This window comes from Photorhabdus sp. RM71S (assembly GCF_042879355.1).
Classification (GTDB): domain Bacteria; phylum Pseudomonadota; class Gammaproteobacteria; order Enterobacterales; family Enterobacteriaceae; genus Photorhabdus; species Photorhabdus kayaii.
The window spans coordinates 1-12,687 of record NZ_JBHFKV010000035.1 but is presented as its reverse complement, the minus strand read 5'-3'; the positions used below and the strand labels follow the sequence as shown (position 1 = coordinate 12,687).

Annotated in this window: 12 protein-coding genes and 1 pseudogene; 6 read left to right on the top strand and 7 right to left on the bottom strand. The window is 42.7% G+C overall.

All coding sequences use genetic code 11. The features are described 5' to 3' along the window. Window positions 1–7 precede the first annotated feature (7 nt). The 5 genes from yigB to ACGF5R_RS16800 are packed head-to-tail and all read right to left on the bottom strand — an operon-like array spanning window position 8 to window position 3,427. On the bottom strand, window positions 8–724 hold the full coding sequence (gene yigB / locus ACGF5R_RS16820; RefSeq protein ID WP_112877286.1) for a 5-amino-6-(5-phospho-D-ribitylamino)uracil phosphatase YigB: 717 nt from the start codon (window positions 722–724) through the stop codon (window positions 8–10). After that, on the bottom strand, window positions 724–1,635 hold the full coding sequence (xerC, locus tag ACGF5R_RS16815; protein WP_387691903.1) for a tyrosine recombinase XerC: 912 nt from the start codon (window positions 1,633–1,635) through the stop codon (window positions 724–726). Before xerC ends, yigB begins: the two co-directional genes overlap by 1 nt. After that, window positions 1,632–2,336, bottom strand: a complete 705-nt coding sequence (locus ACGF5R_RS16810; protein WP_112877288.1) for a DUF484 domain-containing protein — start codon at window positions 2,334–2,336, stop codon at window positions 1,632–1,634. The genes xerC and ACGF5R_RS16810 overlap by 4 nt, the downstream gene beginning before the upstream one ends. Before the next feature lie 32 nt (window positions 2,337–2,368). Beyond that, entirely contained in the window at window positions 2,369–3,193 is an 825-nt protein-coding gene (gene dapF / locus ACGF5R_RS16805; protein WP_387691902.1) for a diaminopimelate epimerase, read from the bottom strand. A gap of 48 nt (window positions 3,194–3,241) precedes the next feature. After that, complete coding sequence (locus ACGF5R_RS16800) at window positions 3,242–3,427, bottom strand: lipoprotein (RefSeq protein ID WP_112877290.1); 186 nt, start codon at window positions 3,425–3,427, stop codon at window positions 3,242–3,244. 78 nt (window positions 3,428–3,505) lie between these two features. On the opposite strand from ACGF5R_RS16800, the gene cyaY reads away from it, so the two are divergent. After that, entirely contained in the window at window positions 3,506–3,826 is a 321-nt protein-coding gene (gene cyaY, locus ACGF5R_RS16795; protein WP_112877291.1) for an iron donor protein CyaY, read from the top strand. 28 nt (window positions 3,827–3,854) lie between these two features. On the opposite strand, the gene ACGF5R_RS16790 is transcribed toward cyaY, so the two are convergent. Continuing rightward, window positions 3,855–6,425: a class I adenylate cyclase gene (locus tag ACGF5R_RS16790; protein ID WP_112877292.1), complete on the bottom strand. Its 2,571-nt coding sequence runs from the start codon at window positions 6,423–6,425 to the stop codon at window positions 3,855–3,857. Window positions 6,426–7,022: 597 nt separating this feature from the next. Here ACGF5R_RS16790 and hemC point away from each other — a divergent pair. From hemC to hemY, 4 genes are read left to right on the top strand one after another with little or no spacing between them, the layout of a single operon-like run. Continuing rightward, complete coding sequence (gene hemC, locus ACGF5R_RS16785; protein ID WP_387691900.1) at window positions 7,023–7,964, top strand: hydroxymethylbilane synthase; 942 nt, start codon at window positions 7,023–7,025, stop codon at window positions 7,962–7,964. Continuing rightward, entirely contained in the window at window positions 7,961–8,701 is a 741-nt protein-coding gene (gene hemD / locus ACGF5R_RS16780; RefSeq protein ID WP_387691898.1) for a uroporphyrinogen-III synthase, read from the top strand. Before hemC ends, hemD begins: the two co-directional genes overlap by 4 nt. Before the next feature lie 20 nt (window positions 8,702–8,721). After that, on the top strand, window positions 8,722–9,846 hold the full coding sequence (hemX, locus tag ACGF5R_RS16775) for a uroporphyrinogen-III C-methyltransferase (RefSeq protein ID WP_112877295.1): 1,125 nt from the start codon (window positions 8,722–8,724) through the stop codon (window positions 9,844–9,846). A 3-nt stretch (window positions 9,847–9,849) separates the two neighbouring features. Beyond that, window positions 9,850–11,088 carry a protoheme IX biogenesis protein HemY gene (hemY, locus tag ACGF5R_RS16770; RefSeq protein WP_387691896.1) on the top strand — a complete coding sequence of 413 codons (1,239 nt, stop codon included), beginning with the start codon at window positions 9,850–9,852 and terminating at the stop codon, window positions 11,086–11,088. Window positions 11,089–11,159: 71 nt separating this feature from the next. On the opposite strand, the pseudogene ACGF5R_RS16765 reads toward hemY, so the two are convergent. Next, window positions 11,160–11,566 (bottom strand): annotated as a pseudogene (locus ACGF5R_RS16765) (transposase); the annotation flags it as partial. 101 nt (window positions 11,567–11,667) lie between these two features. Between ACGF5R_RS16765 and ACGF5R_RS16760 the strand changes: the two are divergent. Further along, window positions 11,668–12,006 (top strand): hypothetical protein, encoded by a 339-nt coding sequence (locus ACGF5R_RS16760; RefSeq protein ID WP_387691894.1) that lies wholly within the window; start codon window positions 11,668–11,670, stop codon window positions 12,004–12,006. Window positions 12,007–12,687: the final 681 nt, after the last annotated feature.

Genomic DNA, 12,687 nt, shown 5'->3' with positions numbered 1-12,687 from the left:
TTCTTGATTATATCAATGCTGTCAAAGAAGCCAAATCGTAAATCTCAATGTGAGGCAGTAGGCAGCTTTCCATCGTCTGCAATAATTTTTTATTCTTAGTATTCATCCAGCAAGCTTGCATACCACTACGCAGTGCCCCTGCCACATCAGTATTCAAGTCATCACCGACATGTAAGATTTGCCCAAGCGCTAAACCCAGACGATCCGCAGCCAAACAGTACATATCGCTGCAAGGTTTTGAACGCCCATCAGGGCCAGCTTTCAGCACAAATTTAAAATAAGGGGCAAGACCACAAGCAGCGGGTTCTGCATTGCCATTAGTAATGGCTACTAGTGGCATCTGTTCAGCAAGCGCCGCCAGGGTCTTATGTGTTGATTCAGGAATATCAATCCGATTACGCCAGAGGGTGAAATGCGCCATGACATCATCTGCCCCCCGATCAGCATCTTCACGGCTAAAACCGTAATGGCAAAACATCAACTTTGAAGAGTGCCAGCGCCATAAAGTCATGTCATGACAAATTTCAGGATACTGCTCAAGTGTCAATTCACGGAAAGCACATAGATCCTGATGATTAAGATGACTGAACCTAGGATCATACCGCCGTACAAAATTCAGTACTTCCTCTTCCGTTTTATCCATAACTGGATGATTATCATACAGCGTATCATCTAGATCAAATGTCATCGCTAACACTGGCGCAAGAGGCCGGTAAAAACGCATTACGATTTCCCCCGTTTGGCTCTGGGATGGGCTACATCATACACTTTTGTCAAATGCTGGAAATCCAAATGAGTATAGATTTGTGTGGAGGATAGGCTGGCATGACCAAGTAATTCCTGAACTGCGCGCAAATCACCACTAGATTCCAGAATATGAGTGGCAAAAGAGTGGCGCAATTTATGAGGATGAATATGGCTACTCATTCCCTGGCGTATTCCCCACTGAGCAAACCGTTTTTGTACATTACGGGTTGATATCCGCCGCCCACTCTTTGAGACAAAAACGGCATTATCCTCCGGCTCGAATAGTTCCCGCATTGCCAACCAACGATTAAGCCATTCAACCGCGGTATGTCCCAAAGGCACCTTCCGCTCTTTACTGCCTTTACCTGAAACCCATACTTCTCCACTTTCAAGCTCCAGATGCTGGCAATCAAGGCTCACCAACTCCGACAAACGTAATCCAGCACCATACATCACTTCCAACATCGTCCGGTCACGCACCGATAATGGATCATTAAAATTGATATTCAGCAGCTGGTTCACTTCATCCACATCGATATTTTTCGGCAAGTGACGCTTGGTTCCCGGCGTGCTGACGGTTTTACTCGGGTTAACGGAAATTTCCCCTTGAGTCACCTGCCAATCAAGGAAACTGCGCAAGGAAGATAAACGCAACGCCAAGCTCGCTGACTGTAAGCCAGCCCGACGACTACGTGTTACCAACATTCTCACTTTCGCTGGATCAAGATCTTTCCATTGGCTGACACCCATTTCTAAAACCATCTCAGCCAATGTGGCAAGCTGGCGACGATAATTGGTGATAGTCACTGGACTTAACCGACGCTCTACCCTGAGATACCGCAAAAATGCCTCAATCGGCTCCAGTAACCGGTCAATTTCCTGCATCATATTCGTTTAATCCAACGAGACAATATATCCGGCAATAAATTAGCCAGATGCTCAAGCATGTCAGTTCCCATACCGGCTTGATAATGTTGATGATTTCGACTATTAAATATCACCATCCCCAATTCGCCCCTCGTTCCCAGTAGAGAGACGGCAACCGAACCGACATGCCGAACTTGCGGCAACAACAATAGAATTTCCGGCCCATTTAGCATACCGAGATAGTGGTTTTTATTACCAAAACGCTGAATACGGATTGGTTCAAAAGCATTGCGAGCAAGCGCTAAATCAGGCGCATTAAGTGGTGCACCAATATGCCATTTATCATTGAAAAGACGAATACTGGCACTATTTAGTCCCATATTCTTAGCCCATGAACTTAACCGACCAAGCATATCTTGTAAACTCTCTGCCGCAACTAAATTAACAAGTAATTTAAGCAACTGCTCAAACAGTTGTTCATTCTCTCTGGCCTGCTCCATGAGCAGAGTTATATCTTCTTCCAGATAAGCAATTCGCGTTCTCTGACGGCTCATATACCATTCAACCAAAGAAATCGTTTCTCTTACCGGGTGAGGAATCCGCATCTGTTCAACGACACATGCATTACGGATAAAGAAATTGGGGTTTTCCAACAAATAATCCACAACAGTCTGATCATCAAGTATGCCATTGATGCTTAACTGCTCTTCTTTTTTCTCCATCTCTGATGCTCCGCAGCTCAAAACAGACTCGATTACAGGTGAATTGTACCATCATAAACATGCATCGCCGGCCCCGTCATATAGAGCGGTTTTCCCGGCCCATCCCAACAGATAAACAGTGAACCTCCCGGCAAATCTACCCGAACATGATTGTCGAGCAGTTGCTGCTGAATGCCTATTGCCACCGCAGCGCAAGCACCACTGCCACAAGCTTGGGTTTCCCCAACGCCACGTTCATAAACCCGTAAGCGGATATGACCACGGTTTAAAATTTGCATGAAACCAATATTCGCCCGTTCAGGAAATCTTTCGTGGCTTTCCAAAGCTGGCCCTAAAATATCTACTTCGGCCGTTTCCACATCTGACACTTGAATCACACAATGAGGATTCCCCATAGAGACAACCCCACAAAGAACGGTTCTCTCTACTACCCGTAAAATATAGGTTTTTTCCGCCCTTAACGCACGAAATGGTACATGATGCGGCTCAAATTCAGGTTCCCCCATATTAACGCGAACCTGATCATCATTGGTGATGCTCAGCATCATCCGCCCCGATTGCGTGCTGACTTTAATATCACGCTTATTAATTAATCCTTTAAGACGGACAAAACGGGCAAAACAACGCGCTCCATTGCCACACTGCGCAACTTCACTGCCGTCAGCATTAAAAATACGATAGTGAAAATCCATATCCGGATCATAAGGTGCTTCAACAATTAATAATTGATCGAAGCCCACACCAGTATGTCTATCTGCCAAACGGCAGATCAATTCTGGTGAGAAATAAACATTTTGGGTCACAGCATCAACGACCATAAAGTCATTACCTAGACCATGCATTTTGGAGAACTGCATATAATGCTCCACCGTAAACCGTAGCTACTGACTATCGGCTTATCTCGCTTATTTCTGAGAGGTGCTATCCACTTTCTGCCCTTGCTGCCCAGTATTTGGGGAAATCTGAGACGCAGTTGTCGCCTTCTCTGTCGATGGTTGTTCTGGAGGAAAATAGAGAGGACCTTTCAGTCCACAGCCGGAAAGTACAAATAAGGTTATGATAGCCAGAAATCCGCGTAATTTTTTCTTCATTGCATTAATGCCTGTAATTCATACGTCAATATTCTCTATAATCGCAGTTAGACCTCGAAAAGCAAATAGGAAATGAAGATGAACGACAGTGAATTTCACCAGTTAGCTGACCAACTGATGCTTTATATCGAAGGGCAGTTAGATAATTATGATGGCAATGCTGATATCGACTGTGAAACCAATGGCGGCGTCATGACCCTGAGCTTTGATAATGACAGCAAAATTATTATCAATCGCCAGGAACCTTTCCATCAAATCTGGTTGGCAACCAAAGGCGGTGGTTATCATTTTGACTACAAAGAAAGTCAGTGGATTTGTGACCGCAATGGTGACAATTTTTTAACCATGCTAGCACACGCCATCAGCGAACAAAGTGGCGAACAGTTCAGTTTTCCATAATTGAACCTACCCCGCATCGCGGGGTAAATCAGTAATGTGACACAAAACGATAAGGTTCTGGCTGCTCTTCATTTTCCCCATCATGAGCCACACACAAATGTGAAAAAGATGATTCACTAAATGGAATCACCTGAATCTGGCCTTTCATTTGCACAATCTGATAAAACTGTGGCAAGTTAAAGTTGATAAAACTTGATCCGTAGGTAAACCGATCATGAGATGAAGAATAAAACCGACTGACGTCACGTACCAATTCTTCCTTACTTCCCTCACAATGAGAATAAATTTCTACCCGGTTGGTTTCATCCAGAATATAAATATTAAAACCTTGATTATCTTGCGTATTTTCGAAGAAAAATTGAATAATGCCCTCACTGGCAAAGCCATCAACCACCGCAGGCAAATGTGTCTCTTTGGTATTAATTTTCACCGGCAACCCATGCAATTTGTTATTAGAAATTGCCCCATAGAATTCCACGGCATTTTCCAATTTCTGCACAGATACGTTAAGACGTTCAAAGAACAGCCCCCAAGTCTGGCCGGCAATACGTAATGCTTTAAAACGACCAGGGTCCTGACGATTGCTGGATAAACGTAATTCAATACATTCAGATACCAGTTGCTGGATCCGGGTTCGGATAAGCCCTCGTAAATGTTCGCTGTAACAGAACACTTCAACAGCCGCTGGCGGTGCAGCATCTTGATGCATTTTACCCAATATGGTCTTCAACGCTTCCAGCACAGATTGCCCACCACTAAAGTGTAAAGTCCTCACTTCATTCCATGAATTACGATAAAGTAAGTCAATGCTTTCTACCAAACACTGTTGCGATTCACCAAAACTGAATACATCAAGCTTACGGAAATCAAAATGTACAACCTGATTGGAGAATTCAGCGGTCGGATCTTTTTCCAGATTGACAATAATTGCCAAATGGCGAATTTCACATGGGCTATAGAGTGCTTTCGGTGTCGGTGATGGCAGACGGATGGGAAAATGAGTAGAAATATCATTAATCAATTCATGCAGCTTCAGCTCATCACATTGAGTTTCGCCATGATGAATATGAATACACGATTTTTCTGTTAATAAACCGTTAAAGTAGGTCCACGACACCAGTTTATTGAGATAACGATTATATTCCAGAGGTTGATGACCAATGATCGATCCAATAGCCGGAGCCTGATTGTAGAGATACCAACCGCTACGGTTTGCACGTCCTTGAGGGACATAAATAAATGTTAAATTTTTCTCTGATAGGTCTGGCGAAATTTGCGGATTAACCAGCGTTACTTTTCCTGGCAATGCTTCAAATGCAGCATAAAGTTTACGCGTCAGCACACCAATATCCTGTGGACTGGCACTGACACTCAGATTATTACGGCGAGCAAAACGGATAAGATTACGATAGCTCTGCATCATGGTATCGAGCAGTTCATTATGCGCATCACGAACCTGTTCAATTTTCCATGAGTTGCGGTTATCCAAAATTTTCAACCGTTCTGGATCCCACTTCCACTCATAGACCAATTGGGTCAAAACCTGACGTCGCCAGCCAATGCAGCCTTTATCATCTTGATTTAGAGAGAGCTTTTCACAAACTTTTAAATAAAAACATCGACGTATTAGATCTAAACGGGTCGTATCATTAATTTCTATCAGATAACGGGTAACACGCTCAAGCATCATGCTGTATGCATCAAGGCCAAAGGAAACTATTTCACCCGCATGTAGGCGCTGTTTCATCTCCATTGCCAGTAACTTACCATTGGGATATTCCCAAGAATAGGCTTCCAGTAACAAGCTTTTTAATACGGCTTTATAAGGGGAATCGATACTTTTGTAGAGTTGCCATAAGCTAGCACCAAAGTACTCTTCAGCAGATAGTTCACCCAATCCACCGAGATCAAGCCACTCATTTGGCGTCAGAACACCTTGCGCATAAAGCGATAAAACATATTCATCATAATGGCGTTCTTCTTCTACGGGCACCATTTCCCATAACAAACGCTTACCCGCCATACGTACAGCGGTACGATAAAATTCATCAAGTAACAGAATATGCTGAGTAGAACCGCAGTCCTCACCACCGAGGCTACCACTCGCATTATGGCGAAAGCGGTTTTCATCAATAAGAAAAAAATTGACTTCAATACTAAGCGCTGCCGCCCACTGTTCAATAAGCGTACACTTACGTTGCAGCAAAAGGCGCTCATCATTATCAAGCCATGACTGATGACATACCCAGATATCCAAATCAGAACAACCGCTCTGCCCGATTGATGAAGTACTGCCCATTGAGTAAATACCGGTAATAGGAAGTTCACCATTGGCAGGCTGTTCTATGAAGTGATCTAATTTATTTTCTAAATCATTAAGATAAGATTTTTGTGCTTCATCATGCACGAAAAAACATACGCCATAGGGAACATTACCGTTAATGTAACCTGGCATCATCGGATGATGATAATGCAATAATACTGGCAGTAAACTGTATACCTGTTTAAATTCCGCACTCATGGCGGTAGAGGCGCGTTCTAACCTGAGTTGGTTTATCGCATCCAGTCTCTGCTTCAGTGTTTCGATATAAAGGTACAAGACGTCTCGCCCGATTGAGTTCCAGTGCCCAGATAAATCCCCCGTTTCCGGCTGTTATAGCTCGATGGAATTATTTAGAATGATTTTTACCAATTTATTACCGGAAACGTGATCAATTTAACACCTTGTCGATAAACCGTAAAGTCAGTAAAGCAATTGAATTCGATGCCTTATCGTACGGAAAATCAAATAATACATTGTTATATATGGGAATAATCAAAAAACCCATACCGTTTATACTTTCTTATACGAAAGAAATTTTCTCTACCCATTTTTTCAAGTTAATGCGCGTAATACCTTGTTATCATCAACCCTATAAAAATGACTCCGTTGGCTATATTTTAATTAATGATTTTTTCCATTCGGAATTCTTTAATTACAGAAATAATTTACTTGAAAAGTTAATTCATAATTAAATCAATCTATTTTTATAGATATCAAAATAATTTAAAAATTAAAATTTATTTTATGATTTAACATAACTGGCATCTCTTCTTCTCAGCCTCCTAGCTGGAAAAAAAAGTGATGAAGTGTTAAAACGAGTGCTATGTTTTTCATTTATATGACGGCTGAAAAGCCTGAGAAATACAAACATCTATGTCAACTAAAACCATCCGTATCGCAACCCGGCAAAGCCCTCTAGCCATGTGGCAGGCGCTGTATGTTCAACAAAAACTACAACAATGTCACCCAGATTTGGAAGTTCAACTGGTTCCGATGGTAACCCAGGGCGATGTTATTCTGGACACGCCTCTAGCAAAAATTGGAGGAAAAGGGCTATTTGTCAAAGAGTTAGAATTAGCTCTACTTGAAGGCCGAGCCGATATCGCCGTCCATTCAATGAAAGACGTCCCGATCTCTTTTCCTGAGGGGCTAGGTCTGGTCACTATTTGTGAACGTGATGATCCACGTGATGCTTTCGTCTCTGTGAAATATCACTCTCTTGATGAATTGCCAACAGGCAGCATCGTTGGCACATCAAGTTTACGCCGCCAGTGTCAACTCCGTGTATTCCGTCCTGATCTGATTGTCCGTGACCTTCGGGGCAATGTTGGAACCCGTCTGAACAAGTTGGATAATGGTCACTATGATGCAATTATCCTCGCCGTCGCAGGATTGAAAAGGTTAAAACTGCATGAGCGTATCCGTACGCCATTGACGGCAGAACAATCATTACCTGCCGTTGGTCAAGGCGCGGTAGGAATTGAATGCCGCCTCGACGACCAACAAACACAAACTCTGTTAGCACCATTAAACCACTATGATACAGAAGTTTGTGTTCTTGCCGAACGTGCGATGAATACCCGGCTGGAAGGAGGCTGCCAAGTACCAATAGGTAGCTATGCTATCTGGCAGGACGGGAAAATCTGGTTACGGGCATTAGTTGGCGCACCTGATGGTAGCGTTATTATTCGCGGTGAGAGAACGGCTTTCCCAAAAGATGCCTGCCAGGCAGGGGTTGAATTGGCAGAAGAGTTGTTGGAACGGGGAGCACGGGAAATTCTAACCAAAGTTTATCGAGGAAATCCCTCCACATGAGTATTCTGGTGACTCGCCCTGCTCCTGCCGGAGAGGAACTAGTCAGAAAGTTACAGGCTGCGGGAAAAACAGCTTTCAGCGCACCTTTAATCAATATTCACCCAGGTTCAGAGCTGCCACAGCTAGCTGAGAAGCTTAACCATCTAAATACCTGTGATATGGTATTTCTATTGTCAAAAAATGCAGTTTATTATGCAAACTCTCAGTTAAATAAAATTAATCTTTTATGGCCCAACAAGCTGATTTATTATGCTATCGGCAGATCAACCGCTCTGGCTTTTCATCAACTAACGGATATGAATGTTATCTGGTCATCAGAGGGTGAGACCAGCGAAATCTTGCTAAAATTACCATCACTACATCAGGTTGAAAATAAACAAGCTTTGCTGCTCAGAGGAAATGGCGGACGTGAACTTATTGCCCGGACGCTGACAGAAAGAGGCGTCACAGTTAATTATTGTGAATGTTATTTCCGCGAGCCAGTAGACTACCCGGCAGCAGAATTCAGTGTCCACTGGCAAAAGTATGGAGTACAAACTTTAGTTGTAACCAGTGGCGAAATACTGCAACTATTATATAACTTAATACCTGAAAGTGATCGAAACAGGTGGTTATTGCATTGCCACCTGATTGTGGTAAGCGAGCGTCTTGCACATACCGCCCGGAACTTGGGCTGGCAGGATGTTAAAGTTGCAAAAAGTGCAGATAACGATGCCTTAATTCAGGCACTAGAATAAACTGACATGGGATGCCCACTATGACGGAGCAAAAACAGTCCGCCGAGACAGTTGAACAAACAAAAACTACGGTTGAAAACTTGCAACAGCTCGAAACCGCGCCTCAAAAGCAAGAACGTTCTGGTACGCTAAAAAACATTATTGCTATTGCAATCATGCTGGCAATCGGTGGCGGTCTTTATTATTACGGACAGCAACAAAGCCATTTATTGAGAGCAGAGAACCATGAGCTACGCCAACAACTGGAATCACTGAAACAACAGCAATCACAGGATAAACAGCATATTGAAGCGCTGTTTAAAGAACAATCACAGACTTTAAGCCATTTCGCCGCACAAAATGATCAGCTAGATAATAGCCTACAAGAGTTACAAGCCAAAATCTCTGCGTTATCCAGCTCTGATGTAAAAAGCTGGCTACTGGCACAAGCTGATTTTCTGGTCAAAATGGCAGGCCGGAAATTATGGAATGATCAAGATGTAGTCACCGCCGCTGCTCTGCTGAAAAATGCAGATACCAGTCTCTCTGAAATGAATGATCCAAGCCTGATTGAAATCCGTCGTGCAATTACACAAGACATCAGTACATTATCTGCCATTAGTCAGATTGATTTTGACGGCATTATCCTGCGAGTTAATCAGCTTTCTAACCAAGTAGATAACCTGCGTCTGGCTGACAATACAACCGATGGTTCGCCAATGGACGAAGATAATGATGAATTAACCGGTACATTATCTGAATGGCGCCAGAATCTGAGCAAAAGCTGGAAGAGTTTCATGGATAATTTCATTACCATCCGTCGCCGGGATACCGCAGCAGAGCCATTACTGGCACCAAATCAAGATATCTATCTACGAGAGAATATCCGAGCCCGTCTGTTGATTGCCGCCCAAGCAATACCGCGTCATCAAGGTGAAGTTTTTAAACAATCATTAGAAACGGTTTCAACTTGGGTTAGAGCTTACTTTGATATCAATGATCCCAATACCAAAGCATTCTTGGAAGAAATTGATTCATTAAGCCAGCAACCTGTTTCCATCACTGCGCCAGACCACCTTTCAAGCCAGCCTTTACTGGAAAAACTGATGCAAACCCGGGTTCGCAGCCTACTTTCCCAATCTTCTGAAACCAATCAGGAGGGTTAAGTTATGCTGAAAGTTCTATTACTGTTTGTGGTACTCATTGTTGGTATTGTGCTTGGCCCAATCGTTGCCGGCCATCAGGGATATGTTCTGATTCAAACTGACAATTACAACATTGAAACCAGTGTTACCGGCCTGTTTATTATATTTGTTCTTTTACAACTGGCACTCTGCCTCCTTGGCTGGTGCTACCGCAGAGTTATACGCACAGGCTCACGTACCCGTGGCTGGTTCCTTGGACGCAAGCGCAGCCGTGCCCATGCTCAAACAAAAGCAGCGCTGATCAAACTGGCAGAAGGCGACTTCAAACAAGTTGAGCAATTACTGACCCGTAACGCTGACCATGCAGAACAACCTGTGGTCAACTACTTACTGGCGGCTGAAGCAGCCCAACAACGCGGAGATGAATTTCGTACCAATCAATATTTACAACGCGCGGCAGAAGTCGCAGATAATAACCAGTTGCCTGTGGATATTACCCGTGTACGTATTCAACTCACGCAAGGTGAAATTCACGCAGCCCGTCATGGTGTAGACAAGCTATTAAATCAAGCTTCACGTCATCCAGAAGTCTTACGCTTGGCTGAACAGGCTTATATGAAGTCAGGAGCTTACCAGTCACTGATTGATATACTACCGGTAATGGAAAAAATCCATCTACATGATGAGTTACAAATTCACAAATTGCGCCAGCAAGCCTATATCGGTCTGATGAATCAGTACATGGCAGAACAAGGCAGCGAAGGCTTAAAACGTTGGTGGCACGATCAAAGCCGAAAAATTCGCCATGATGTGGCTTTACAAGTTGCAATATCTGAACACTTAATTGAATGTGATGACCATGAAACTGCACAAAAGATCATCCTGGAAAGTTTAAAACGTCAATATGACGAACGTTTACTCTTATTGATCCCACGCTTAAAAAGCGAAGATCCAAAGCCGATACAAAACGCATTGGATCATCAGTTAAAACAACATGGTTCAACTCCCTTGCTAAACAGTACGCTCGGACAAGTTGCTGTGCGTCACGGAGAATGGGAAAAAGCAGTAAAAGACTTTAAAACCGCATTAGCCCAACGTCCTGATGCACATGATTATGCATGGTTAGCAGACGCATTGGATAAACTGCGTAAACCAGAAGAGGCCGCACAGGTTCGTCGTGAAGGATTAATGCTCACTTTGAAGCGCGAGAGTAATGTCGTGAAGAGTGATCTCGTTAATAGCAATAGTGCTGTAATGTCGTGATTTCTCATCCATTATTAGCAAGTCTTCATGCCGATGATTAAAAATGCCCCGCATGGGGTAATGTCAGTCAGTTAAGCAACTGACTGGCTGTTTTTCTGAGCCTTTCTGTACTTATATGGCCTTTCCTTTACCACTCTCGGGAAGGCCCTTTCCCTCCTTGTCGGCAACTTCAGTGACTACGCTATACTTTCCAGACCTCGCATCAGTTCTGGGATTCTGCCCGGCGAAGCACCCTGTAACATCATCAGCATTCTCATTACCATGCCGCACGATTCTGAGAAGCTCAGTTGATTCGGCCAATAACGCGCCCCATAGCTCCTGCTCCACCAGTTCCGGCTTTTTACTCCTCAGGGTTAATTTGTTCAGTAACATATAACATAGTCTGTTTGATTTCGCGATAACCCAGCTCTATTTCCCACCGGTGGCTGTAAAGATCTACCATCTCATCTCCCGGATAACGCATGGCGTGAGTCATGGTATTTCTGGTTTAAATCAGGAGCAAAAAGATAAACTAGAACACATTATTAATGAACAAAAAAACTAGCTGACGAAGATCTTCAAGCAGCTAGCAGAAATTTTATGAGTATGACGCATGAAGAACTTTTTTTATATCAAAGTTATATTTCACAAATTCAAAGTGGCGAACGAATTTATTTTGAAAATAATTATGATTTCGCTAAGGAAGCAAAAATACAAGTTGTCGATCCTCTGTGGGCTATTGTAGGTGCAACAGTAAGCGGAACTTTGAAAGATACTAAGGCTGAAAATATTGGCGATAAATATAATATATCTGGCGTAATAAATTATAAATTTTATGACGAATTTACAGACCCATACGATATGAAAGATTTAATTGGTAAAGAGTGGAATCCTAATGGAACTCCGTTTGATATCACAGGGGAGTGGAAAAAAATGTAAATTTCCAGGTCGATAAAGATGTTTATGAAAAAAAAGTCAAGCCATTGATTGAAAAGCAATAGCATTAATATCCATCATCAAAGGTCGCACATTAAATGCGTGACCTTATACAAAAAAACAATTAAAAAAACCATTGATACATAATCATAGGAGAAACATGGCTGAATATTGCAATAATAGTCATTAATAACGACACTAATATGGTTTTTTTAAATTTCTTCCTAATATAAAATAATTAGCTACCATAGATAGCATAAAAAAAATCACAAATATCGACAAAAGAAAAGCAATTAATAACATAACACAATCCATTATTGAAGAAATTGTCTGTAATATTACATCAAATGAGGATCAATTTTTAATGGGAAAAATTGAGACTTATGTCACATCTATTGATATTTCAGATAAATTTTTCTGACCTATTAGCGGAAGTGGCCGAGGCCAATTTTTTATCACCACATCAGTAATATCAAAAACGACCGCTCGTCAAGTGAGAGCGTTTCTGGTGGGAAAGTCTGAGGAAGAGGTGTTCTTAACATAGCAGTAAGCTCCGTTTGGTGAATGGGATTTAATCATAACCACCCGCATAGCGGGTGGTTTGCTCTAGCCCTATAAGGGCATGTTACCGACTGCGCCTAAATGACGCGGCTTTCTCTTCGTTCAAGCTAAGTGTCTTTGCTG